The sequence below is a fragment of the Pseudomonas sp. AB6 genome (assembly GCF_034314105.1).
GTDB lineage: Bacteria > Pseudomonadota > Gammaproteobacteria > Pseudomonadales > Pseudomonadaceae > Aquipseudomonas.
Genome location: NZ_JAVIWJ010000001.1, coordinates 2,782,433 through 2,805,828, shown reverse-complemented (window position 1 = coordinate 2,805,828; position 23,396 = coordinate 2,782,433). Strand labels below are relative to the sequence as shown.

Here is a 23,396-nt window from a genome sequence, read left to right as displayed (position 1 = left end):
GGTGGCGGCTATTCTACATACGTGGCGTCCGCTCCTGAACCTTGCTGGCGGCCGGGGCGTTAATTGGTCACAGTTAACGTGAATACCTTGATGAAGGAAGATCATATGGCGAGGCAATGGGTAGCAATAATGACTCTTCTAGGTAGTGTATTGCTTAGCGGATGTGGCGTGGATCTAGGGCCTGATCAGAACGGGCAGAAGGTCGCTAGCGAGCAGGTCGATAAGCATTGGTTAGTTATTAACTATTGGGCGGAGTGGTGTGGTCCCTGCCGCACTGAGATTCCTGAGCTCAATGCGTTGGCAAAGCAGCTTAAAGATCAGCATGTCAGCGTTTTCGGAGTTAATTTTGATGGCTTGCAGGGCGAAGATTTGAAGTCAGCCAGCGCTGCGCTGGGCATTGGATTCACGGTGCTGGCGCTAGATCCGGCGGATCATTACGACTTGCCCCACAGCGAAGCGCTGCCAGTGACCTACATCATCGACGACAAGGGCAAAGTGCGCGAAACGTTGTTGGGTGAGCAGACGGCGGCAGGTGTAAGCCAGCGGTTAGCGGCGTTGCGCGGCGAGGGGTGAGATGTTTGGCAGGTAAACCGCGAGATGGCCTTCGCGAACTTGTTCGCGAGGGCGTCAGACCAAGCAATGCTGAATCAGCTGTCCTCCAACCAGAACCGCAGCGGTTTGCCTTGTTCGGGCCAAAGACGCAGTTGCTCGATAGGGGAAATGTCCCAGCGTTGAACTTTGGTCAGGGCGTCGAGAAAGCGTTGTTCTTGCTCCATCACCGCGGGTGAGCAGACTCTACGGGTGCTGCCAACCATGCCAAAGTGAAACTTCTCGCCTTCTTGCGCGTATGGCGCGAACCAATGGTTACAGCCGGCGTTGCCATAGGCGCGGCCATCTTTGCCTAAAGTCATGGTCAGGTGGCTACGGTCGACCAAAGGACGGTCGCCAATCCATTCCAGTAAATAGCTCTGATCTTGCTGCACGCCTGGAGGCTGGGCAACGCAGCCCAACAGCGTGCTGCCAAGTAAACCAAGAAAAACGGCCCCTCTCATGCGGCTTGCTCCTGGCATTTACGGCAAAGGTGCTTATCGCCCTCGGTTTTCCAGCCCAACTCGGCAATGCGAGCAGCGGCTGCCGGTTTTTGTGCTTTGGTGCCCAGCTTGGCGTCGACTGCAAACTCGAACTTCAATTCGACCTGGCACCCGTTGCAGTTGACCTGCCATTGGTGGATCGCCAATTCTGCGAATGCCGGACCTTGAGCCACCGCGACCCATTGGCCACGAGGATTGATCAAGTGCCGGACCTTTTCAACGGTCAGGCGCATGGACAACTCCTTGCTGCCTTTAAGCGTGACCAAAAGAACATCGTCGGCGTGAATCGAGCCGCCGTTGCCGGTGACTTGATAACGCCCTGGCGCCAGTGCACGGACTTCGGTCAAGGTGTGTTGTGGGTTAAGCAGGCTGTAGCGGAAATCGTGTTCGACCATGGGTCCTCCAAATCTGCGCGCATCCTACCAGTTTTTAGCCCTCTACCAGATTCTGTGGTGACCCCTCCGCCCAGCGGGCAATGTTGTCCAAGGTTGTTTGGGCAATAGCGCCCAACGCCTCGCGGGTCAAGAACGCTTGATGCGCGGTAATAATCACGTTAGGGAATGTCAGCAGGCGCGCTAGCACATCGTCTTGCAACGGTTGATCAGAGCGATCTTCGAAGAACAGTTTTGCCTCTTCTTCATAGACATCCAGCCCCAGGTAACCCAGTTGCCCGCTTTTCAGTGCTTCGATCAAGGCTGGCGTGTCGACCAGTGCGCCGCGACCGGTATTGATCAACATGGCGCCGGGCTGCACCTGCGCCAATGTTGCGCTGTTAATCAAATGTTTGCTTTGAGGGGTCAGCGGGCAATGCAGGCTGATGATCTGTGCTTGCCCCAGCAACTCCGGCAGGCTCAGGTATCGGGCGCCCAGTGCCATAACGACAGGATTTGGATAAGGGTCATAGGCGAGCAGGGTGCAGCCAAATCCGGCCATGATTCGGGCGAAGGTTGCGCCAATCTGACCTGTTCCGACGATGCCGACCGTTTTACCCACCAGGTCGAATCCGGTCAGCCCATGCAGGCTAAAGTCCCCGTCGCGGGTACGGTTGTAGGCGCGGTGCAGGTGTCGATTCAACGCCAGAATCAAAGCCACGGCGTGTTCGGCCACGGCATGGGGAGAATACGCCGGAACTCGCACCACGCTGAGGCCCAGCTTTTGCGCGGCCGGTAAATCGACGTGGTTGAAACCTGCTGAGCGCAAGGCTATCAAGCGCGTGCCGCCTGCGGCCAATTGCTCCAATACCGGAGCACTGAGGTCATCATTGATGAATGCGCACACCACCGGGTGGTGGTCTGCCAGCGCAACGGTGTCCAGGTTCAGCCGTGCAGGTTGAAAGTGCAGGTCCACGCCGCTGGGTAACGTGGCGGCGAGAAAGCTTTCGCGATCATAGTTCTGGCTGCTGAAGACGAGCGTGCGCATAACTAAACCTCATTGGCGATGATGTTTTTTCGCAGGCACCCGGTCGATGGTGGGAGCAGGCTTGCCTGCGAATGGCTTAATGAGATTTGCCTGATAAACCGCCTTCGTCGGCAAGCCACACAAGTATTTCGTTCGGCACAAGGTATAACCGATTCATTTGACGCGGTTGTTGCTTTGGATCAAGCGCTCACGCGGGCTTCTATGGCCAGCCTATTGATCGCCATGGCCAGTTCGTCGAGGGCTGCGTCGGCTTCGGGGGCGTCTTTTTTTAGCAGGGTTTCACTGCGTTGACACGCGGCGCGCAATTGCGGGACCCCGCAGTAACGGGTCGCACCGTGTAGTCGATGCACACGTTCGATCAGTGCCGATTTGTCGTTGGATTCCCGGGCGTTGCGAATCGCTTCGCGGTCGGTGTCCAGCGATGCAAGGAGCATGGCCAGCATGTCTGCCGCTAGATCGGCTTTTCCCGCCGCCAGGCGCAAACCTTCCTCATGGTCCAGCACATGCAGGTCGACACCGTTTCGTGCGTTTTCATTAGTGCGCTCAGGCGCTTGGTTGCGCAATGCGAGACCTGTCCATTTGAGTACCACCTGCGCCAGTTGCCGCTCACTGATCGGCTTGGTCAGGTAGTCGTCCATACCGCTTTGCAACAATGCGCGCTTTTCATTCGCCATGGCGTGGGCGGTGAGAGCGACAATCGGCAGCGAAGTGCTCTGACGCTCAACCTCCCAGGCGCGAATCGCTTCAGTGGCTTGGCGCCCGTCCATGCCTGGCATTTGTACGTCCATCAGCACCAAGTCGAACGCCTCCTTCTGCACGGCATATACCGCTGCGTAGCCGCTGTCGACCGCTACAACATTAGCGCCCATGTCTTCGAGCAACGTTTGCACTAACAGCAGATTGGCCGGGTTGTCGTCAACACACAGCAGGCGCGGCGCCCGACTCGATAACGGCTCGGAGGTATCGCTGCGTTGCTGTCGCGGTTGGATCAATTCAGATAGGGCACGACGTAATTTACGCGTACACGCGGGCTTGGCCTGCAGCTGACTATGGGCATTGGGCACGGCCAACTGGAACTGTGCCTGCTCTGTGGTTGGGCAAAGCACCAAAACCTTGCAGCCCAAGTTTTCCAAGTCCCAAATATGCTGACGCAAGCGCTCAGGTGGCAATTCATGGGCAGTGATGCCCAAGACGGCCAAGTCAATGCCTTGGGGCGTTTCGTGGGCGGCGGTGACGCCGTTAATCAGGCTTTCGAGGTTGCTGAAGGTGAGTGCTTCGAGGCCACAATCTTCCAGTTGATGTTGCAAGGCCTGGCGCGCCAATTCGTGATTTTCCAGCACCGCGACTCGCCGCCCTAACAACGGCGCAGAGGGTAAGTCCTCTAAATCGCCTCGAGTTTTCGGCAGGTTCAAGCTGATCCAGAATTCCGACCCTTCACCCGGCGTACTGTCGACGCCTATTTCTCCGCCCATTTGTTCAATTAGTCGCTTGGAAATCACCAGTCCGAGTCCGGTGCCGCCCGGCTGTCGGGACAGCGAGTTGTCCGCCTGGCTGAATGCCTGGAACAGCGCACGCACGTCCTGGCTGGAGAGGCCGATGCCGGTGTCTTGCACGCTGATACGCAGTTGTACACTGTCTTCCTGCTCATCTTCGAGCATGGCGCGGGCGACAATGGTGCCTTCCCGAGTGAACTTAATCGCGTTGCTGACCAGGTTTGTGAGAATTTGTTTGAGTCGCAGCGGGTCACCCAGCAACGCCAAAGGCGTGTCGCGGTAAACCAGACTCACCAGCTCCAGCTGTTTGGCGTGGGCGGCCGGGGCGAGAATGGTCAGGGTATCCTGGAGCAGATCACGCAAATTGAAAGGAATGCTGTCCAGGACCAACTTGCCAGCTTCGATTTTCGAAAAGTCGAGAATCTCGTTAATAATGCTCAGCAGGCTATCGGCGGATTTTTCGATGGTGCCCAGATAGTCCAGCTGACGCGGAGTCATCTCACTTTTCTGCAGCAAATGAGTGAAGCCGAGAATCCCGTTGAGTGGCGTGCGAATCTCGTGGCTCATGTTGGCGAGAAATTCGGATTTGATCCGACTTGCTTCCAGTGCTTCTTTGCGCGCCAAGTCCAGTTCAATGTTCTGGATTTCGATGGTTTCCAGATTTTGCCGAACGTCTTCCGTGGCCTGATCAATGCTGTGTTGCAGTTCTTCCTGCGCATTTTGCAGGGTGGCGGCCATGCGGTTAATGCCCGAGGCTAGCTCGTCTAGCTCCAAACTGCCCAATGGGGGCAATCGGACTTCCAGATTGCCGTCCTTGAGTTGCGCCACGGCAACTTTGATACGGTTAATGGGCACGCTGATGGTGCGGCTCATGCGCAACGCTACAATTGCGGTCAGCATCAGGCCGGTGGCGATCAATAACAAGCTGGCGAACAGGCTGCGATAGCCTCTTAGCAATGTTCCGTTATGGGACAGTTCAAGTTCTACCCAGCCCAGCAGGCGATCAGCCTCCGCGGGGATCACCTCGCCCGTCAGGTGGCGTTGGCGGCCAAACACCGGCAATAAAAATCGCGTGGCGTCGTTGCCTGAGCGTTGCAGCAAGTGTGTGCTGTTTCCAACCGGTTGTTGATTGATCATGCTGGGCCCCGCATGGGACAGCAAGGTGCGGTCTGCATCCAGAAACGAGACGGATCGCACGTCACCGATTTCCAAAGCTTGTCCCGCAATGCGTTCGAGCAACACATGGTCGTTGCGGCCCAATGCAGGGGCGGCCAGCGGTGCCAGCTCTTCGGCGATCATTTCGCCGCGCTGCATGAGCTGAGCTTGCAGGTCCGAAAGTTGCATCCACGTGAAGTAACCGCCAAGAACCCCCGCCATCAGCAGGGCAGGAACGAGGGTTAACAGCAATACACGGCCTTTAATACCCAGCTTGTTCAGCACGCTATTTCTCCAGCATCCAAGCCAACATGTTCAAGACCGCAGTGTAGCGAGTTGCTTGCGCGCTATCTCGGCAAATCTTTGCCGAACTCTGTGTGTGGCTTGCCAACGACGGCACCCATGCAGGCGACCCAGGTTTCAGGTCGACATCGGCGGCGCGATGGATGGACCTTTTCGCAGACAAGCCTGCTTCTACAGTTGTCCTGCGTTTGTTGCGCGACAGAGCGGCGGCGAAGACGCTAGGGCATCCCCTACAGAAAGTGAGCACCTACGCTGCGTTATAGCGTTCAGTTATAGGCCGCACATTTTGCGTGATATGGGGTTTTGACGTTTGCCGTTATGATAGGCGCCCCGCAGTCTGGATTGCGAAAACGCCATGACCTTGCAGTATCAAACCATCGCCGATTGCGTCGGCAACACCCCACTGGTGCGTTTACAACGTTTGGCCGGTGAAACCTCTAACACCCTGCTGTTAAAGCTTGAGGGCAACAACCCCGCCGGCTCGGTGAAAGACCGCCCGGCGCTGTCGATGATTACCCGCGCCGAACTACGCGGGCAGATCCATCAGGGCGATACGCTAATCGAAGCGACCTCGGGCAATACGGGCATCGCATTGGCCATGGCCGCTGCGATCAAAGGCTATCGGATGATTTTGATCATGCCGAGCAACGCCAGCGCCGAGCGTAAAGCTGCAATGACTGCCTATGGCGCCGAGTTAATTTTAGTCAGTAAGGAGCAGGGCATGGAAGGCGCCCGCGACTTGGCTGAACGTATGCAGGCCGAAGGCCGTGGCAAGGTGCTTGATCAATTCGCAAACGGTGATAACCCCGAAGCGCATTACACCAGCACCGGCCCGGAAATCTGGCAGCAGACGGGTGGCACCATTACCCACTTCATCAGTTCCATGGGCACGACAGGCACTATCATGGGTGTCTCCCGATACCTCAAGGAGCAAAATCCCGACGTACAGATCATCGGCTTGCAGCCCATGGACGGTGCGTCGATCCCCGGTATTCGGCGCTGGCCGCAAGAGTATTTACCGCGCATCTATCAAGCGGATCGCGTGGACCGGATTGTCGATATGGCCCAGGCCGAAGCCGAAGACGTTATGCGTAAGCTGGCTCGGGAGGAGGGGATTTTTTGCGGTGTGTCTTCAGGCGGAGCGGTGGCCGGCATGTTGCGGTTATCCCGTGAAGTCGAGAATGCGGTCATGGTCGCTATTATTTGTGACCGAGGCGACCGTTACTTGTCGACCGGCGTCTACGACGAACCTAACTGATGGCCAAGCAAGAACGTGGCCTTCGTTTTCAGCCCACTGGCGGCACCAAAGCGCCGCAAGTGCCTACCGGTAAAAAACAACGCCTGACCATTGAGCGATTAGCTAATGACGGCCGTGGCATTGCTTTTTTTGAAGGCCGCACCTGGTTTGTTAGCGGTAGCCTGGCCGGAGAAGAAGTGGAAGCCCGTGTGCTGAATGCTCACGGCAAAGTCGTTGAAGCGCGCACTGAACGGGTGTTTCAAGCCAGCGCCATGCGCCGGTTGGCCCCATGCGTGCATTTCGGTCGTTGTGGCGGTTGCAGCGTTCAGCATATATCCCATGACGAACAACTTGCCCTCAAACAGCGCATGCTCGCCGAGCAATTGACCCGCGTCGCGGGCGTCGAGCCCGATGAGTGGGCGCTGCCGTTGACCGGTCCTGAGTTTGCCTACCGTCGCCGGGCGCGAGTCGCCGTACGTTGGGACGCTAAAACAAAGCGATTGGACGTGGGGTTCCGTGCGGCATCGAGTCAAGACATCGTGGGTATCGACGAATGTCCGGTGTTGGTACACGCTTTGCAGCCGATCATGGCGCAGTTACCGGCCATGTTGCGGCAGTTCAGCAAGCCTCAGGTGTTGGGTCACGTTGAGTTGTTCAGTGGTTCATCGACGGCCGTGTTGTTACGCCATACTGCACCGCTAGCCGAGGCAGATCTGGCGTTGTTGCACAGGTTTTGCGCTGCACATCAATCGCAGCTGTGGTTGCACGGTGAGGGGGCGCCGCAACCGGTGGACCCTACGCAAGCTTTGGGCTATCGACTCGAACAGTGGGATTTGCAGCTGGCGTACCGGCCTGGCGACTTCATTCAGGTCAACGCTGCTGTTAACGCGGCGATGATTGCGCAGGCGATGGAATGGCTGGCACCGAAGGCCGATGAGCGTATTCTCGATCTGTTCTGTGGATTGGGTAATTTTGCCTTACCGCTGGCCAAACAAGCCCGGCAAGTGGTGGCGGTAGAAGGTGTTGCGACCATGGTGGAGCGGGCTTGTGCCAATGCGGTGAGTAATGATCTGCATAACGTGATGTTCGTTCAGTCGGATTTATCGCAACCGCTGGCAGACGCAAGCTGGGCCGCAGAGCGTTTTTCTGCGGTACTCTTGGACCCGCCGCGCGATGGTGCTTTTGAGGTCGTGCGCAAGGTTTCTACTTTAGGTGCCCAACGGTTGCTTTATGTGTCATGCAACCCGGCAACTTTAGCGCGCGACACTGTCGAATTGATCAAGCAAGGCTACCGATTAAAACGTGCCGGTATCCTCGATATGTTTCCGCAGACGGCACATGTCGAGGCGATGGCTTTATTTGAGACGAGTAAGTAAGCAGTACGGCTTAAGGAAATGAGTCTACCGTCTACAGGGAATCTCGTTTAATCCGACTGACCCGCGAACGCACAGCCCCCGCCAGCCTAGCAGGGAGCGTTTGCTCAAGAAGGTCAGCGACTAAAGGCGCTTTTCATCGCGCCGTAGGGAAGGTAAGCAACATGGTACAGGTGAGAGCGCACCAGCCGATCAACACCGATGGCAGTATCAATCTCGATGCATGGCTCGATCATGTAGTCAGCGTCGACCTCGCATTAGACCGACAAGCATTGAAGGAAGCGTGCGAGTTTGCCCGTCATGCCGAGCAGCAAGACAATGCCTCAAAAAATCTTTGGGCAGAAGGCACCTCAAGTTTTCAGGCTGGCCTGGAAATCGCCGAAATCCTCGCGGACCTCAAACTGGATCAAGACTCCTTGATAGCTGCGGTCATCTACCGAGGGGTGCGTGAAGGCAAGATTCAACTACCAGAGGTCACCCAACGCTTCGGCCCGACGGTCTCGAAACTGATCGACGGCGTGCTGCGTATGGCCGCAATCAGCGCCAGTCTCAGTCCTCGTCAGTCTTTGGTACTGGGCAGCCAAGCGCAGGTAGAAAACCTGCGCAAGATGCTTGTGGCCATGGTCGATGACGTACGTGTTGCGCTGATCAAGCTAGCGGAACGCACTTGCGCTATTCGTGCGGTGAAAAACGCTGCTGAGGAAAAGCGCAACCGGGTTGCCCGGGAAGTATTCGATATTTATGCACCGCTGGCTCACCGTTTAGGCATTGGTCACATCAAGTGGGAGTTGGAGGATCTGTCATTCCGCTACTTGGAGCCTGATCAGTACAAACAGATTGCCAAACTGCTCCATGAACGTCGTCTCGACCGCGAGCGGTTTATCAGCGATGTTATGGGTCAACTTGAAAACGAGCTGCTGGCCACCGGTGTGAAGTCCAACATTAGCGGTCGTGCCAAGCACATTTATTCGATCTGGCGCAAAATGCAGCGCAAAGGGCTGGAATTCAGCCAGATCTATGACGTGCGTGCGTTACGGGTGCTGGTACCCGAGGTGCGCGATTGCTACACCGCGTTGGGTATCGTGCATACGCTGTGGCGGCACATTCCCAAAGAATTCGACGACTATATCGCCAACCCCAAGGAAAATGGCTACCGCTCGCTGCACACGGCGGTTATTGGCCCTGAAGGTAAGGTGTTGGAAGTGCAAATCCGCACTCACGCCATGCATGAGGAGGCGGAGCTGGGAGTTTGCGCGCACTGGCGCTACAAAGGTACCGACGTCAAATCCGGGTCAAATCATTACGAGGAAAAAATCTCCTGGCTTCGTCAGGTTCTTGAGTGGCATGAAGAGCTGGGCGATATCGGTGGCTTGGCAGACCAGTTGCGGGTCGATATCGAGCCGGACCGGGTTTATGTGTTCACCCCGGATGGCCACGCCATTGACTTGCCCAGAGGCTCAACGCCGCTGGACTTCGCTTATCGGGTGCACACCGAGATTGGCCATAACTGTCGCGGGGCGAAGATCAACGGGCGCATCGTGCCGCTCAACTACAGCCTGCAGACTGGTGAGCAGGTCGAGATTATCACCAGAAAACACGGAACACCGAGTCGTGATTGGTTGAACTCGAACCTGGGTTACATCACCACGTCTCGGGCGCGGGCCAAGATCGTACACTGGTTCAAACTACAGGCCCGCGATCAAAACGTCGCTGCTGGTAAGACACTGCTTGAACGTGAACTCGCGCGACTGGCGCTGCCGCAAGTGGACTTCGACAAGTTGGCGGAAAAAGCCAACCTGAAAATTGCCGATGACATGTTTGCCGCTCTGGGGGCTGGCGATCTGCGTTTAGCGCAATTGGTCAACTTGGCGCAGCAGTTAGTCGAGCCGGAACGTGGCAACGAACAGATTGAACTGATCCCCCGCAAGGCCACCGGATACAAGCCAGGCAAACGCGGTGATATTCAAATTCAGGGCGTCGGCAACCTGATGACGCAAATGGCCGGTTGTTGCCAGCCACTGCCTGGCGATGCGATCGTCGGTTACATTACACAAGGCCGTGGCGTCAGCATTCACCGTCAGGATTGTGCGTCGGTACTGCAATTGGGTGGCCGCGAGCCTGAGCGGATTATTCAGGTCAGTTGGGGGCCGGTGCCAGTGCTCACTTACCCGGTGGACATCGTTATCCGCGCCTACGATCGCTCCGGTTTGCTGCGTGACGTTTCCCAGGTTCTGCTCAACGAGCGGATCAACGTATTGGCGGTCAACACCCGTTCAAACAAGGAAGACAACACGGCACTCATGTCGCTGACGATCGAGATTCCGGGGCTGGACGCATTAGGGCGTTTGCTGGGGCGAATTTCCCAGTTGCCAAACATCATCGAAACCCGGCGTAACAGAACGCCTTAAAAGCAGCATCAAGTGGCAAGCTTTAAGCTGCAAGAAAGGAATAAACAGCCTCAACTTGCCGCTTGAAGATTGCCGCTTGAGGCAGTAACTGAAGGGAAGTTCATGCATAACCTCCAAGACTTACTGCACCTCATGGCCCGACTGCGTGATCCGCAATTCGGCTGTCCGTGGGATATCAAACAGACTTACGCCAGCATTGTTCCGCATACCCTGGAAGAAGCATATGAAGTTGCCGATGCGATTGAGCGCGGTGACTTTGATCATTTACAGGGCGAGTTGGGCGATTTGTTGTTTCAGGTGGTGTATTACAGCCAGCTGGCCCGTGAAGAAGGTCGCTTCGAATTCGACGGTGTGGTCGACAGCATTACGCGCAAACTGATACGTCGTCATCCGCATGTGTTCCCCACGGGCGATATATATGCGCCTCTGGAAGCTCCCCGCTTGGACGAAGCCCAGGTCAAACAGCGCTGGGAAGAAATCAAGGCTCAAGAGCGTGCGGAAAAGGCCGAGGCGCCGGAGCAATTATCGCTGCTGGACGATGTGCCAAACGCATTGCCAGCTTTGTCTCGGTCGGTAAAATTGCAGAAGCGCGCAGCCCAGGTTGGATTCGACTGGCCCGATGCCTTGCCGGTGCTCGACAAGGTTCGCGAAGAGCTCGACGAAGTGCTGGAGTCCATGGCTGATGACGATACCGAGGGGGTTGCCGAAGAGATCGGCGATTTGCTGTTTTCGGTGGTCAACTTGGCCCGTCACCTCAAAATCGATCCAGAAACGGCCTTGCGTGCAGCCAACGCTAAATTCGAAAGACGCTTTCGATTCATCGAACAGGTATTGCGCGAAACCCACCGTCCCATAGAAAATTGCACCCTCGAAGAATTGGACGCTCTGTGGGGCGAAGCCAAACGTCAGGAAAAGAACGCACCATGAGTATTTCCCTTCGCGATCAGTTGCTCAAAGCAGGCTTGGTCAATCAAAAGCAGGCCAAGCAGGTCGGCAAAGATAAGCAGAAAGAACAGCGTCTGGTGCACAAGGGCCAGATAGACGCTGATGATTCCCAGAAGCGTGCGGCCCAGGAGGTCATGGCTGAGAAGGCCAAGCGGGATCAGGAGCTCAATCGTCAACAGCAGGAGAAGGTCGAGCAAAAAGCTCGTGCCGCCCAGGTCAAGCAGTTGATCGAAGTGTCGCGCTTGCCGAAGCTGACCACCGAAGACTATTACAACTTTGTCGACGATAAGAAGGTCAAGCGTATCTCGGTCAATGCCTTGATGCGTAACAAGCTCAGTGCAGGTTCGTTGGCCATCGTTCATCACGCGGGCGCTTACGAGATTATCCCTCGTGAAGCTGCGCTGAAGATTCAGGAGCGCGATCCACGCCGAATTGTATTGCTTAACGTGCCAACGGAAGCGCCAGATGCGGATGACCCGTACGCGGCTTATCAGGTGCCTGATGACCTGATGTGGTAAGCCTCTGTGCCGAATAAACGAAACCCGCCGCGGCGGGTTTTGTTTTTAATGCGATTCCGAAATGACGTCTTACGATGTGCGCTGGCTTTCCAGGTCTTCCAACTCGGCTTTGTATTGATGAGCTTCCGTCTCGTTATGGAACATCCCAACCAACAAGTCCTGTTGATGTACATCCCAGACCTGCTGGCCAGAGGCCTGGCTTTCATGGGAAAGGTGGGAAAAGTCGCGTTCAGTAACTTTTACGGTCATCTAGAAGACTCCTAACACTTATGTCTGCGACAACGCGTCGCAGGGGTCTTTTATATATTTTGTTAGCAGCCTAAGTAAATAGCTTTTATTTGCAATTCACCTTTGCAAAAAATGAAAAAATAGCTCTGGGTCGCGCGATGTAAGGGCGCGCGGCAGAAGAAGTCAGTATGAAGAAAAGTTTACTCAAACAGCTCTCGGTCAGTTTCGGCCAAAGTCACGTGGGAGATGCTGCCCCGTTTTCGACACCGCGCTGTTGTGCGGCGAACCCTGGACATTTAGCGAGCTGCCGAAGGCCGCGATAAGCTCGGCATGACCTTCAGCGGTTTAAGCCATCCACCGGGGTCCTGACGAATCGTCAGCCTTCGGCATGTTCTAAATATGTGCTTAAGTTGCGGTCATAAAAAGCCCCGCTAAAAAGCGGGGCCCTGGAGTCGCGTGTTTTCAAGTCAATTAACTGCCTTTGACTGTCCGGCCGTTTACAGTCCCGTCTTGCAGCATGATGTTGTATTCCTTGCCATCGGTTTCAACCTGTTGCAAGCGGACCAGCAGGTAGTCCCAATCTTTAGCGAACCACATCACCGTGGTGCGTTTGCTTTGTGTTGGATCACGCACGCGCTCAACTTTGATTGCCTGAACTTGGCCCGCCTTGGTGGAAACCTTTTCTGAGCCCAGCACTCGGAAGTCATAGGTATCGACCTCATCGCCATCGACGACCTGATAGCTCATGCTTTTTTTGCCCGCGGCGACATCGTTCTGCAATGCCAACTGATACGTCGATTTGTCGAGAATGCCGCGGTTGAGCGGAACGGTGAACGCGGTGCCGCGGTCTGTGCCGTTGATTACTTTCGCCGCCCAGTCGAAGTTCATTTCAATGGTCTTGGATTTACCCAGGCCGCCGCGCTCAAAATTGTAGGTCTGAGGTAGCAGCGTGTCTTTGTCGATTTTCAGCGTGCTGCCTTCAGTCAGGCTAGCGATCATCATCGAAGCCTTGAAGCTCAAGGTCCAAGTGTCATTGGCATTTTTTACTAGGCTGCGTTGAGCGGTGCCGCCGCTAATGGGCAGTTGCTTCCAGTCAGCAGTGTACGAAGCAGAGTAGGGTTGCAGGTCAGTGGCCTGAACAGCAGGCAGTGCGAGCAAGGCGAAAGCGAACAGCAAAGCGCGACGCATAGTATCTCCTAAGTTCGAATCAAGTGGCCACGGGCCTCAAGTAACTGGCCGTCCAGCGAGACGCCATGTTCGCCAAGCCTCAATCGGCCTTCGGCAAACCAGCGAATGGCTAGCGGATAAATTTCATGTTCCTGAGCATGAACGCGCAGCGCCAGGCTGCTGGTTGAATCATCCGACTTAACCGAAACGACTGCCTGTACGACCAGAGGACCTCCATCGAGTTCCTCCGTCACGAAATGCACGCTGCAGCCGTGCTCGTTGTCGCCAGCTTCCAATACCCGCTGGTGAGTGTGCAAGCCTTTATAGCGTGGAAGCAGGGATGGGTGAATATTGATCAAGCGGCCGTGATAGTGGCGAACGAACGTGGTGCTCAAGATTCGCATGAAGCCGGCCAGTACTACGAGCTTAGGTTCGAAGGTGTCAATCAACTCGATCAGTGCGGCATCGAAGGCCTCACGACACTCAAATGCCGTGTGGTCCAGAACACGGGTTTCGATGCCTGCGGCTTTGGCGCGCTGCAGCCCGAAGGCATCTGCACGGTTGGAGATCACCGCGCAGATCCTGGCCGGTTGATCGACGCCTTGGAGGCGGTCGATCATGGCTTGCAAGTTACTGCCGGTGCCGGATAACAGCACCACCACATCACACGTTGACATCAGTGTGCCTTGAGGTTTTTTAACTCGACCTGCGCTTGGCCTTCAACGGCTTTCGCGATCTGACCAATAACCCATGGCTGCTCTCCTGCTTCACGCAGCACGTTCAATGCGATGTCGACGTGTTCTTGAGCAACGCAGATGACCATGCCAACGCCGCAGTTGAGGACACGGTGCATTTCTGTTTCAGCGACATTGCCTTGCTGTTGCAACCAGTCGAATACCGCCGGACGTTGCCAGCTGGCAACGTCGACCACGGCCTGAGTCCCCTTGGGCAATACGCGCGGGATGTTGTCCAGCAGACCGCCGCCCGTGATATGCGCCATCGCCTTGACTGCGCCTGTGTCCTTGATCAACTTGAGCAACTGCTTGACGTAGATACGAGTCGGCGCCATCAACAGATCGGTCAGCGGCTTGCCGTCGAGCTGGATGGCTTCGATATCGGCACCGGCGACTTCGATAATCTTGCGGATCAGCGAGTAGCCGTTCGAGTGCGGGCCGGAAGACGGCAGGGCCAGCAGTGCGTCACCAACCGCGACCTTCGAGCCATCGATGATGTCGGCTTTTTCCACAACGCCAACGCAGAAGCCGGCCAGATCGTAATCTTCGCCTTCGTACATGCCTGGCATTTCAGCCGTTTCGCCGCCTACCAGCGAGCAACCTGCCAGTTCGCAGCCTGCGCCAATGCCGGTCACGACTTGGGTCGCCGTTTCGACGTTTAGCTTGCCGGTGGCGTAGTAATCAAGGAAGAACAGCGGCTCGGCACCACATACAATCAGATCGTTGACGCACATCGCCACGAGGTCAATGCCGATGGTGTCGTGTTTATTGAGGTTCAGCGCCAGACGCAGCTTGGTGCCCACGCCATCTGTGCCGGAAACCAATACCGGTTGCTTGTACCCAGCCGGGATTTCGCAAAGGGCGCCGAAACCACCCAGGCCGCCCATGACTTCCGGACGCTTGGTGCGCTTGGCAACGCTTTTGATGCGCTCAACCAATGCTTCACCGGCGTCGATGTCTACACCGGCGTCTTTGTAGCTCAGGGAGGGTTGCTTGCTCATAATCCAGGCCTTTAGGGGGGATTCGGGGATTCGACTGGCGAAACAGGGCCGTTCAAAAAACAATGCGTGCAAGATAACGCTTTATTTTAGGGGCCGCAGCCTTCGTCAGTCTGTGAAGGCGCGCGATTTTATCAGGCTTACAGAGCAGCGGCCATCCTTAGGCCGACCGACAGGCTTCTGAGAAGAAAATAATTCATCTATGTACTCGCGCTGGCTCGTTCGTCGGCGCCTGTATAAGGTGGGGCTATGATTATTTGTGAATGATTCGTCCTGCTGCGTGGTCTCAACCGCACTAGTTGTCTCATGCGTTTAATTTTTTGTCATTTTTGGCCTTCGGGAATCCTCAATGCGTCTTCCTACCCAGTGTTTTTCTAAGCTGCTGTTTGCCAGCTGCCTCTCGCTTGTCAGCCTGCCCGGCTTTGCCGAAACCGTCAGCAATCTGTACCAAGTGCGCGAACCGGTTACCGGGCAATCTCCTGAAGAGCGCACGCAAGCGACCCAGCGCGCCCTCGAAACCCTGGTTTTGCGCCTGACCGGAGACCCGAAGGCTGCGCAAAGTGCCGGTTTGTCTGAGGTGCGCAAAGATCCGCAGCAGATCATTAGCAAATATGGCTATGAAGCAGGCCCGCCGGAAAGCTTGCTGGTGGATTTCGACCCGGTCAGTGCCGACAATTCGTTACGCAAAGCAGGCCTTCCATTGTGGGGCACTAACCGCCCGACCATTTTAGGCTGGTGGTTGAACGATGCATCGGACGGTTCTAATTTGGTTGGCGATGGACAGGCGTTGGCTGAACCCCTGCGCCGCGCTGCGCAGCACCGTGGCCTGCCGCTACGTTTACCACTGGCTGACTTGAGTGAGCAAATTGTCGCCACCGCGAAGAACCTCGAAGGCACAGACTCCGCTCCTTTAAAGTCCGCCTCCGATCGATACGGCGCTGATGCCTTGCTTGCCGTGCATGCCCGTGAAGATAACGGGAAGTGGCAGGGGGTATGGCGTCTATGGCTGGGGTCACAACGTGAGCAAGGCACCGCCACGGGTGTAGATACCGCGGCATTGGCCGACGCGGTGATGCTAGCGGTGAGCGAGCGCCTTGCCCCGCATTTTGTGGTCAAGCCCGGAATATCGACCGGTTTGGTGTTGCACGTGCAAGGCATGACTCTGGAGCGCTACGCGCAATTGGGCCGGTTGCTGGATCCGTTTGGTGCGAAGCTGAAAACCGTGGAGGGGGATTCCATTACCTATGACCTTAGCGGCAGTGCTGACCAATTGCGGTCACAGTTGTCACTGGCTAAGTTACAAGAAGTTCCGGCCAGCGAGATAGTGCCATTGGCACCAATCCAGCCTGTCGTTGCTGGCGCAATAGCGCCTGTTGTGCCCGCACAGCCGTCGTCCTCATCGCAGCAGTTAAATTTCCGCTGGTAGATACGAATGTTGCATAACGTTTTAATTCTCGGGTGTTAAGGGGCGGTAATGGCTGATACACGTCGTTGGTTCTGGATTGGTGGGGTTGCCCTGCTGTGCGTATTTGTATTTTTGCTGCACCCGATTCTGACTCCGTTTTTGATCGCGCTACTTCTGGCGTACATGGCAGACCCTTTGGTCGATCGCCTGGAAACCGTCGGATTATCGCGCACGCTGGGCGTAGTAGTGGTGTTTACGCTGTTCACCTTGGTGTTCATGACTTTGTTGTTGGTGTTAGTACCCATGCTCGCCAAGCAACTGTTTCGACTGTATCAACTTGCACCGCAAATTCTCGATTGGTTGCAGCACACGGCATTGCCGTGGACGCAGGCCAAGTTGGGTCTGGCGGAGGGTTTCTGGAAGTTCGATAAGGTCAAGTCCGCTATCTCGGAACACATGGGCCAGACCGGCGACATTGTTGGTGTCGTCCTGGCGCAAGCCACTGCATCAAGCTTGGCGCTGATAGGGTTGCTCACCAATCTGGTGCTGATCCCGGTGGTGTGCTTCTACCTGTTGCGTGACTGGGACGTGATGATGGCAAAAGTGCGTAGCCTGTTGCCGCGTCATCGCGAAGGACAAATCGTCAAGTTGGCCGGCGAATGCCACGAAGTCTTAGGCGCATTTATTCGCGGGCAGTTGTTGGTCATGGTCGCCTTGGGATTTATTTACGCAGCGGGCTTGATGTTGGTCGGGCTGGAGTTGGGGCTATTGATTGGCGTGATTGCCGGTCTCGCCGCCATCGTCCCGTACATGGGGTTCGTGATTGGGATCGGCGCGGCGATAATTGCCGGGTTGTTTCAGTTTGGCGGCGATCAGTACCCGATGATTGGCATTGTTGCGGTATTCCTCATAGGGCAGGCGCTCGAAGGCATGGTGCTGACGCCGTTGCTGGTGGGCGACCGAATCGGCCTGCACCCGGTTGCGGTCATTTTTGCGATTCTGGCGGGTGGTGAGTTATTTGGATTTACCGGGGTGTTGCTGGCGCTGCCGGTAGCAGCCGTGATTATGGTTGTCGTGCGCCATGCTCATGACGCTTATAAAAAGTCGGACATCTATGACGGAACGGAAGATCTTGATTTGTAGAGATAAATTTCTCCGTAATCTCAATCTTTTGAATTATCAGAGCGCTATGTAGGAACCGCCAAAGGCTGCAATTCAACGGCACTGTCGGTTTTAGCGACGCCACTGAAGGTGGTGCCGCCCTTATCGCAGCCTTCGGCACTTTTTACAGATGAGCGCCGTTACGACAGGCTTGGCAAACCTTTGATTTTGCTACCGCATTGTGTGCCCAGCGTCACCGGTATAAACTTTGCGCACTTTACACAGAGGCCCCCAACGGTTCGCCTGAACCGTTCAGCCAGCATGAAACCGATTCAGCTGCCCTTGGGTGTGCGTCTGCGTGATGACGCCACTTTCATCAATTATTATCCCGGCGCTAATGCCGCAGCACTCGGCTATGTCGAGCGACTTTGCGAAGCCGATGCCGGCTGGACCGAAAGCCTGATTTATTTATGGGGCAAAGACGGCGTCGGCCGTACTCATCTGCTGCAAGCCGCTTGCCTGCGATTCGAGCAACTGGGCGAGCAGGCAGTTTATTTGCCATTGGCGGACCTAATCGGTGAAGGGGTCAAGCTCCTCGATAGCCTTGAGCGGTACGAGCTGGTGTGTCTGGATGATCTGCAAGCGGTGGTTGGCAAGCCAGAATGGGAAGAGGCGTTATTTCACCTGTTCAATCGCCTGCGCGATAGCGGCCGCCGTTTGCTAATTGCGGCGTCTCAATCGCCCCGGGAGTTACCGATCAAGCTGCTGGATCTGAAATCACGTCTGACCATGGCCCTGGTTTTCCAGATGCGCGGGTTGTCTGACGAAGACAAGCTGCGCGCCCTTCAGCTTCGTGCCTCACGCCGTGGCTTGCACCTGACTGATGAAGTCGGTCATTTCATTCTGACCCGTGGCACTCGCAGCATGAGCGCATTGTTCGAGCTGTTGGAGCGCCTGGATCAGGCGTCGTTGCAGGCACAGCGCAAGCTGACCATTCCTTTTTTGAAAGAGACGCTGGGTTGGTAAACCTGTGGTAGTAGCACGCGATCTGCTGTTGCAAACGGCGGCGGCGCTTCGGCACGCTCAGCGCATATTGGTGATAACTGGAGCTGGCTTGTCGGCTGATTCTGGTTTGCCTACCTACCGCGGTTTAGGCGGTCTTTATAACGGCACGACGGCGGACGGTCTGCCTATCGAAATGGCGCTGTCCGGGCCGATGCTGCACCGCGATCCCGCCTTGTGCTGGAAATACATCGCGGAGCTGGGAGGAGCCTGTCTCGGCGCAAAACCCAATGCCGCACATTACGCTATCGCTCAGTTGCAGCGACTCAAGCCTGAATGCTGGGTGTTGACGCAAAATGTCGATGGCTATCATCGGGCGGCGGGCAGTCCGTCTGAGCGCTTGATTGAAATCCACGGCCAGCTGTCCCCGTTGTTTTGCCAATCCTGCGGCGAAGTCGATTCCGAATTGAGTGAGCACCTGCAACGACCGTTACCGCCGCTGTGCAAAAAGTGCCAGGGGGTACTGCGTCCGCCAGTGGTGCTGTTTCAGGAAATGCTACCCGAGCGGGCGCTAGAGACGTTGTACGAAGAGATGGGCAAGGGATTTGATGCCGTATTGACGATCGGCACCACAGCCAGCTTTCCTTACATCCACGAGCCGGTATTGCGCGCAAGGGTTGCCGGAGGCTTTACCGCAGAGATAAATCCACAGCGCACCGATCACAGCGCCGCAATGGATGTGTTTCTGGGCTGTAGAGCCTTAGAGGTTATGGAGTCGCTGATAAGTCACATCTAGATCGATTGAATTTGCAAATGAGGTCGATAGAGGGCATAGTCTCGGCTTCTTTACATATCAACCACGGTCGTGCACATGCTAACTCGGTTCGCACCCCTCGTGCCCCTCGCACTGGTTACATTCCTTTTTGGTTGCGCGGCACAGATGCCCGTCTCGCAACAGCAACAACAGCAGCACTCTCAGGGTTCAATGACCGCGCAGTCTGCACATATTTCGCAGATCGCCGATGGGTCTGATAATGCTGGCGCCTTGTTCTCGGATGAGCTAATTACCGAAAAAGAACTGGCCGAATTCGCAAGCAGTAAGCCTTATCGGATGCCCGTTCTAGCGGACAGCATTCTTGAGCGCGGGATGTCGCTGATTGGTACGCGATACCGTGCAGGCGGCAGCTCGGAGTCCGGTTTCGATTGCAGCGGTTTCATCGGGTACCTGTTCCGCGAACAAGCGGGCATGACTCTACCGCGTTCCACGCGCGAAATGATCAACGTAAAAGCGCCTTTGGTAGCGCGTAACGACCTCAAGCCGGGCGACCTCCTGTTCTTCAGTACCAAAGGCCGTGGTCGCGTCAGTCATGCAGGTATTTACTTGGGTGATGACCAATTCATTCATTCCAGCAGCACGCGCAGCGGCGGTGTTCGGGTAGATAGCCTGGATGACAGTTACTGGAAAAAGACATTTATCGAAGCCAAACGTGCGTTAGCCATGGCTCCGACTACAATTCAGACCCGACACCAGTAAATGGCCGGGGCGGGTAAGCCGCTACCGGCTTACTATGCGCGCTTTCGGCTCTTGGCACAGTAAGCCGCATCCAGATCAGGTTGTTGTGTTTATGTCGAATAGGTTACGTCTTGGCTCATTAGGTGTTTTGGTGGCATTGCTTAGCGCGTGCGCTGGCCATGCTCCGTCGCCTCAAACTCCACGGGTGATCCAGTCCGTGGCTTATGCCCCTTCCGAATACTCTTCTCCGGCTGCCGAAGATGTGCTCTTTCGTGCACTGGGATTGGTCGGCACGCCCTATCATTGGGGCGGTAACACTCCCGATTCAGGATTTGATTGCAGTGGTTTGATTGGTTACGTCTACCGTGACGCGGCTGGCATTGCGCTACCGCGTTCGACCCACGAAATGCTCAGCATGCATGCGCCCAATGTAGACCGCGATGCTTTGCAGTCGGGTGATCTGCTGTTCTTCGCCACCGGCGGCGGCTCAACCGTGAGCCACGCCGGAATCTACGTCGGAGAAGGGCGTTTCGTGCACGCACCCGCTACAGGCGGCACGGTGCGGCTAGATAGTTTGTCCAAACCTTATTGGCAAAAAGCCTACCTCAACGCCAAGCGGGTGATCCATCCAGAGCACTTGGCGCGTAATCCTTAGCAACGACTTCTGCCGCTCCGTCGTCGCATGCAGTTGCGCAGTGACCAAAGGGCGGGCTTGCTCAAGATCGGTCCATTGAGCTAGCCGGCCCAGCGATAGTCAAACTATTAAGGCGTAGCGACTGCTTGTTGTGTTTTGGCCGCCGTCACCCGCCAAACTTTGTTACCCACATCGTCCGCTACCAATACTCCGCCATGTTGATCATTGACAACCCCAACCGGGCGGCCTTGGGCGTTGTCGTCATTGTTTAAAAAGCCGCTCAAGAGGTCCACCGGCGTTCCAGATGGTTTGCCATTGGCGAACGGAACGAACAGTACTTTATAACCGCTGTGCGGATTGCGGTTCCAGGAGCCGTGTTGGCCGATGAACATCCCTTGGTTGAAGGGTGCTGGTAAAGATTTTCCGTCAGCGAAAGTCATGCCCAATGATGCAGTGTGCGGGCCCACCGCATAATCGGGCGAAATGGCCGTGGCCACCAGTTGCGGGTTCTGTGGTTTAACGCGGATGTCGACATGTTGGCCGTAGTAACTGAATGGCCAGCCATAAAAGGCGCCGTCTTTGACCGAGGTCACATAGTCAGGCACCAGATCGCTGCCAATCTCATCGCGCTCATTAACCGCAGTCCATAATTTCCCGGTCTGCGGCTCCCAATCCATGCCATTAGGGTTGCGCAGGCCGGAGGCGAAGATTCTGTGGGCTCCGGTGGCGGCATCAACTTCCCAGATCGACGCTCGACCTAGCTCTTTGTCGAGGCCGTTTTCCCCGACGTTACTGTTAGAACCCACGGTGACGTAGAGCTTCTTGCCGTCCTTGCTGGCAATGACATTTTTGGTCCAGTGGTGATTGATCGTACCTGCCGGCAGATCGGTCACGGTTGTCGGTTCACCACGGATAGCGGTCTGGCCGTTTTCATAGTGATAACGCAGCAATTTGTCAGTGTCGGCGACATAAAAATCGTTACCCACCAGCGTCATACCGAACGGCGAATTAAGGCCCTGCAAAAAAACCGTGCGCGTGTCAGCCACGCCACTATGGTTGCTGTCTCGCAGCAGGGTGATCCGGTTAGCGCTAGGTACGCCTGCACCTGCACGGCCCATGACTTTTCTCATGATCCAACCGCGAATACCCGGAGAATCATCGGGTTTGGCGGGCGAATTGGTTTCGGCGACCAGTACGTCGCCGTTAGGCAGGACGTATAGCCAGCGTGGATGGTCCAAGTCTTCGGCAAACGCAGATACCTGGGTGCCTGCTGCCGCGACCGGTTTCGCGCCCTTGGCCCAGCCCACGGCGGGGGCAATATTGACCGTCGGAATCAGTGTTTTGTTGGGCTCTGGCAACATCGGCGTCGGACCCATGCCATCGGCTACTTTAAGTTGGGACGTTTCACCGCATGCAGTAATGCCAAGGGCCATTAGCAAAAAAACAACTATCTGGGGTCTGAGCAGGGGCATATTGAACTCCATAAAGGCGAAGGGGCGCGTAAGGAGATAGAGGCAATTAAACCGTCGAGGTTCAACCTTTCTCGCGGGATTGGCTGAGTGAGAGGTGGGTCGGCGTTTAAGCCATGGATCGCAGAGCTCCGATCCATTTGTCATCAAGCAAGAAAAGCGCTGATCAGGCTGCTCTTAATAACAGTGCGAGGCCGGGGAAGTATTGGCCCTCTTCGTTGTGCAGGTTGCGGTAACCATAAGGGAAATACCACACGACGGCGCAGGCGTGTTGTTTTTGCAAATCTTCGACGAAATCTTCCAGCTCTTCGACTGTGACGCTCTGCATGATTTTACGTGGTGTAACGAAGAGACCGCCGAGTTTGAGGTGGTTTGCATAACTGGTTTTTTTGGCATCACCGACGATATCCAGCAGCGCGGAGGTCAGGTTTATTTCGCCAAAATATGGCCAGCGTTGAGTGGCTTGGATATATGCGCTGTCATCCGATGTCGCAACAAACAGGCCAGTTCGGGCGCTTCGATTACCATCGTCCTGTTGTTTCTTACTGGGGGCATGTTCTAGCGTGACCATCCGGGCCATCCACGCGGCGCTGGAGAGCATGCCGAGGTTGGTGCGTTCGTCAAACCAATGCGTGCATTCACCTTCTCCCATGACCTGACTGTAACGGTCGATGCAATCGAACCAGCATTCTAAGGCGGGACGAAGGAATTCCAGTCTCGGGTTGCTGATGATCAAGCCGCGCATGGCGCCTACCTTGTTTTTTGGATGCTATCAGAAGTATGGCCTTTTGATATCAAATTAGCCAACAACGGCTTGCTGCCTGGTTTTGACCGCTGGGTGAACAAAGCACATGGCGCGTTGATTGACGCTATACCCCCAACCCTCTACCCTTCGCGACATGTTTCAGGTGCTTCGCAATCTACGATTGGCGAAGTGAAACAGGGAAGCCGGTGAGGACGCGTCAAGCGGTCGATCCCGGCGCTGCCCCCGCAACGGTAAATGAGTCGAAGCTATGCACTCAGCCACTGTGTCCGAAAAAGACATGGGAAGGCGCATAGCGGGGCGTTCCCACTCATGAGCCCGGAGACCGGCCTGATCCATCCAACAGCATCACGGCGGGCGATGCTCTGCGCAGGGCTTTTCATTGGCCGTGCTGGCAGTCAATTTCTGTGCCTTCCGTTTGCTATCGCGTGCCCTGCTCA

At 55.9% G+C, this 23,396-nt stretch carries 22 protein-coding genes and 1 riboswitch; of the genes, 12 read left to right on the top strand and 10 right to left on the bottom strand.

Features of this window, described 5'->3' with window-relative positions; all coding sequences use genetic code 11:
• The first annotated feature begins 105 nt into the window (after window positions 1-105).
• Window positions 106-573, top strand: a complete 468-nt coding sequence (locus RGW60_RS13250) for a TlpA disulfide reductase family protein (RefSeq protein ID WP_322205025.1) — start codon at window positions 106-108, stop codon at window positions 571-573.
• Window positions 574-647: 74 nt separating this feature from the next.
• On the opposite strand, the gene RGW60_RS13245 is transcribed toward RGW60_RS13250, so the two are convergent.
• The 4 genes from RGW60_RS13245 to RGW60_RS13230 all read right to left on the bottom strand — a co-directional run bounded on the left by RGW60_RS13245 (window position 648) and on the right by RGW60_RS13230 (window position 5,443).
• Window positions 648-1,052: an META domain-containing protein gene (locus RGW60_RS13245; protein WP_322205024.1), complete on the bottom strand. Its 405-nt coding sequence runs from the start codon at window positions 1,050-1,052 to the stop codon at window positions 648-650.
• Window positions 1,049-1,486, bottom strand: a complete 438-nt coding sequence (locus tag RGW60_RS13240; RefSeq protein ID WP_322205023.1) for a hypothetical protein — start codon at window positions 1,484-1,486, stop codon at window positions 1,049-1,051. The genes RGW60_RS13245 and RGW60_RS13240 overlap by 4 nt, the downstream gene beginning before the upstream one ends.
• A 34-nt stretch (window positions 1,487-1,520) precedes the next feature.
• Complete coding sequence (locus RGW60_RS13235) at window positions 1,521-2,510, bottom strand: 2-hydroxyacid dehydrogenase (protein ID WP_322205022.1); 990 nt, start codon at window positions 2,508-2,510, stop codon at window positions 1,521-1,523.
• Between the two features lie 179 nt (window positions 2,511-2,689).
• Complete coding sequence (locus RGW60_RS13230; RefSeq protein ID WP_322205021.1) at window positions 2,690-5,443, bottom strand: response regulator; 2,754 nt, start codon at window positions 5,441-5,443, stop codon at window positions 2,690-2,692.
• A gap of 373 nt (window positions 5,444-5,816) precedes the next feature.
• On the opposite strand from RGW60_RS13230, the gene cysM reads away from it, so the two are divergent.
• From cysM to RGW60_RS13205, 5 genes are all read left to right on the top strand, one after another.
• Window positions 5,817-6,719: a cysteine synthase CysM gene (gene cysM, locus RGW60_RS13225; protein ID WP_322205020.1), complete on the top strand. Its 903-nt coding sequence runs from the start codon at window positions 5,817-5,819 to the stop codon at window positions 6,717-6,719.
• A complete protein-coding gene (rlmD, locus tag RGW60_RS13220; RefSeq protein WP_322205019.1) occupies window positions 6,719-8,074 on the top strand; it encodes a 23S rRNA (uracil(1939)-C(5))-methyltransferase RlmD in 1,356 nt (451 codons plus the stop codon). Before cysM ends, rlmD begins: the two co-directional genes overlap by 1 nt.
• Before the next feature lie 161 nt (window positions 8,075-8,235).
• Window positions 8,236-10,479: a GTP diphosphokinase gene (gene relA, locus RGW60_RS13215; protein WP_322205018.1), complete on the top strand. Its 2,244-nt coding sequence runs from the start codon at window positions 8,236-8,238 to the stop codon at window positions 10,477-10,479.
• Between the two features lie 102 nt (window positions 10,480-10,581).
• On the top strand, window positions 10,582-11,406 hold the full coding sequence (gene mazG, locus RGW60_RS13210; protein ID WP_322205017.1) for a nucleoside triphosphate pyrophosphohydrolase: 825 nt from the start codon (window positions 10,582-10,584) through the stop codon (window positions 11,404-11,406).
• On the top strand, window positions 11,403-11,942 hold the full coding sequence (locus tag RGW60_RS13205) for a DUF2058 domain-containing protein (protein ID WP_322205016.1): 540 nt from the start codon (window positions 11,403-11,405) through the stop codon (window positions 11,940-11,942). The genes mazG and RGW60_RS13205 overlap by 4 nt, the downstream gene beginning before the upstream one ends.
• Before the next feature lie 69 nt (window positions 11,943-12,011).
• Here the strand turns inward: RGW60_RS13205 and RGW60_RS13200 are convergent, their stop codons facing one another.
• The 4 genes from RGW60_RS13200 to purM form a co-directional block, all read right to left on the bottom strand.
• Complete coding sequence (locus tag RGW60_RS13200; protein WP_322165636.1) at window positions 12,012-12,191, bottom strand: hypothetical protein; 180 nt, start codon at window positions 12,189-12,191, stop codon at window positions 12,012-12,014.
• 450 nt (window positions 12,192-12,641) lie between these two features.
• Complete coding sequence (locus RGW60_RS13195) at window positions 12,642-13,358, bottom strand: DUF3108 domain-containing protein (RefSeq protein WP_322205015.1); 717 nt, start codon at window positions 13,356-13,358, stop codon at window positions 12,642-12,644.
• Window positions 13,359-13,366: 8 nt separating this feature from the next.
• Entirely contained in the window at window positions 13,367-14,017 is a 651-nt protein-coding gene (gene purN / locus RGW60_RS13190; protein ID WP_322206913.1) for a phosphoribosylglycinamide formyltransferase, read from the bottom strand.
• On the bottom strand, window positions 14,014-15,072 hold the full coding sequence (gene purM / locus RGW60_RS13185; protein ID WP_322205014.1) for a phosphoribosylformylglycinamidine cyclo-ligase: 1,059 nt from the start codon (window positions 15,070-15,072) through the stop codon (window positions 14,014-14,016). The genes purN and purM overlap by 4 nt, the downstream gene beginning before the upstream one ends.
• 346 nt (window positions 15,073-15,418) lie before the next feature.
• On the opposite strand from purM, the gene RGW60_RS13180 reads away from it, so the two are divergent.
• From RGW60_RS13180 to RGW60_RS13155, 6 genes are all read left to right on the top strand, one after another.
• The gene (locus tag RGW60_RS13180) at window positions 15,419-16,495 is read left to right on the top strand and encodes a DUF2066 domain-containing protein (RefSeq protein ID WP_322205013.1); all 1,077 of its coding nucleotides are present in this window, start codon (window positions 15,419-15,421) and stop codon (window positions 16,493-16,495) included.
• Window positions 16,496-16,543: 48 nt separating this feature from the next.
• Complete coding sequence (locus RGW60_RS13175) at window positions 16,544-17,617, top strand: AI-2E family transporter (RefSeq protein ID WP_322205012.1); 1,074 nt, start codon at window positions 16,544-16,546, stop codon at window positions 17,615-17,617.
• A gap of 279 nt (window positions 17,618-17,896) precedes the next feature.
• On the top strand, window positions 17,897-18,601 hold the full coding sequence (gene hda, locus RGW60_RS13170; protein WP_322205011.1) for a DnaA regulatory inactivator Hda: 705 nt from the start codon (window positions 17,897-17,899) through the stop codon (window positions 18,599-18,601).
• Between the two features lie 4 nt (window positions 18,602-18,605).
• Window positions 18,606-19,373: an NAD-dependent deacylase gene (locus RGW60_RS13165; RefSeq protein ID WP_322205010.1), complete on the top strand. Its 768-nt coding sequence runs from the start codon at window positions 18,606-18,608 to the stop codon at window positions 19,371-19,373.
• A 75-nt stretch (window positions 19,374-19,448) separates the two neighbouring features.
• On the top strand, window positions 19,449-20,111 hold the full coding sequence (locus RGW60_RS13160) for a C40 family peptidase (RefSeq protein WP_322205009.1): 663 nt from the start codon (window positions 19,449-19,451) through the stop codon (window positions 20,109-20,111).
• A gap of 91 nt (window positions 20,112-20,202) precedes the next feature.
• Window positions 20,203-20,745: a C40 family peptidase gene (locus RGW60_RS13155; RefSeq protein ID WP_322205008.1), complete on the top strand. Its 543-nt coding sequence runs from the start codon at window positions 20,203-20,205 to the stop codon at window positions 20,743-20,745.
• A gap of 107 nt (window positions 20,746-20,852) precedes the next feature.
• Here RGW60_RS13155 and RGW60_RS13150 read toward each other — a convergent pair whose 3' ends face one another.
• Both RGW60_RS13150 and RGW60_RS13145 read right to left on the bottom strand, forming a co-directional pair.
• Window positions 20,853-22,196 (bottom strand): sorbosone dehydrogenase family protein, encoded by a 1,344-nt coding sequence (locus tag RGW60_RS13150; protein WP_322205007.1) that lies wholly within the window; start codon window positions 22,194-22,196, stop codon window positions 20,853-20,855.
• Between the two features lie 163 nt (window positions 22,197-22,359).
• A complete protein-coding gene (locus RGW60_RS13145) occupies window positions 22,360-22,938 on the bottom strand; it encodes a hypothetical protein (protein WP_322205006.1) in 579 nt (192 codons plus the stop codon).
• A gap of 144 nt (window positions 22,939-23,082) precedes the next feature.
• Window positions 23,083-23,305: riboswitch (cobalamin riboswitch) on the top strand.
• The last annotated feature ends 91 nt before the right edge of the window (window positions 23,306-23,396 follow it).

Excerpts from the sequence above, each read along its gene's own strand:
- RGW60_RS13250 (WP_322205025.1), top strand. The coding sequence starts at position 106 with ATGGCGAGGCAATGGGTAGCAATAATGACTCTTCTAGGTAGTGTATTG.
- RGW60_RS13245 (WP_322205024.1), bottom strand. The coding sequence starts at position 1,052 with ATGAGAGGGGCCGTTTTTCTTGGTTTACTTGGCAGCACGCTGTTGGGC.
- RGW60_RS13240 (WP_322205023.1), bottom strand. The coding sequence starts at position 1,486 with ATGGTCGAACACGATTTCCGCTACAGCCTGCTTAACCCACAACACACC.
- RGW60_RS13235 (WP_322205022.1), bottom strand. The coding sequence starts at position 2,510 with ATGCGCACGCTCGTCTTCAGCAGCCAGAACTATGATCGCGAAAGCTTT.
- cysM (WP_322205020.1), top strand. The coding sequence starts at position 5,817 with ATGACCTTGCAGTATCAAACCATCGCCGATTGCGTCGGCAACACCCCA.
- rlmD (WP_322205019.1), top strand. The coding sequence starts at position 6,719 with ATGGCCAAGCAAGAACGTGGCCTTCGTTTTCAGCCCACTGGCGGCACC.
- relA (WP_322205018.1), top strand. The coding sequence starts at position 8,236 with ATGGTACAGGTGAGAGCGCACCAGCCGATCAACACCGATGGCAGTATC.
- mazG (WP_322205017.1), top strand. The coding sequence starts at position 10,582 with ATGCATAACCTCCAAGACTTACTGCACCTCATGGCCCGACTGCGTGAT.
- RGW60_RS13205 (WP_322205016.1), top strand. The coding sequence starts at position 11,403 with ATGAGTATTTCCCTTCGCGATCAGTTGCTCAAAGCAGGCTTGGTCAAT.
- RGW60_RS13200 (WP_322165636.1), bottom strand. The coding sequence starts at position 12,191 with ATGACCGTAAAAGTTACTGAACGCGACTTTTCCCACCTTTCCCATGAA.
- RGW60_RS13195 (WP_322205015.1), bottom strand. The coding sequence starts at position 13,358 with ATGCGTCGCGCTTTGCTGTTCGCTTTCGCCTTGCTCGCACTGCCTGCT.
- purM (WP_322205014.1), bottom strand. The coding sequence starts at position 15,072 with ATGAGCAAGCAACCCTCCCTGAGCTACAAAGACGCCGGTGTAGACATC.
- RGW60_RS13180 (WP_322205013.1), top strand. The coding sequence starts at position 15,419 with ATGCGTCTTCCTACCCAGTGTTTTTCTAAGCTGCTGTTTGCCAGCTGC.
- RGW60_RS13175 (WP_322205012.1), top strand. The coding sequence starts at position 16,544 with ATGGCTGATACACGTCGTTGGTTCTGGATTGGTGGGGTTGCCCTGCTG.
- hda (WP_322205011.1), top strand. The coding sequence starts at position 17,897 with ATGAAACCGATTCAGCTGCCCTTGGGTGTGCGTCTGCGTGATGACGCC.
- RGW60_RS13160 (WP_322205009.1), top strand. The coding sequence starts at position 19,449 with ATGCTAACTCGGTTCGCACCCCTCGTGCCCCTCGCACTGGTTACATTC.
- RGW60_RS13155 (WP_322205008.1), top strand. The coding sequence starts at position 20,203 with ATGTCGAATAGGTTACGTCTTGGCTCATTAGGTGTTTTGGTGGCATTG.
- RGW60_RS13150 (WP_322205007.1), bottom strand. The coding sequence starts at position 22,196 with ATGCCCCTGCTCAGACCCCAGATAGTTGTTTTTTTGCTAATGGCCCTT.
- RGW60_RS13145 (WP_322205006.1), bottom strand. The coding sequence starts at position 22,938 with ATGCGCGGCTTGATCATCAGCAACCCGAGACTGGAATTCCTTCGTCCC.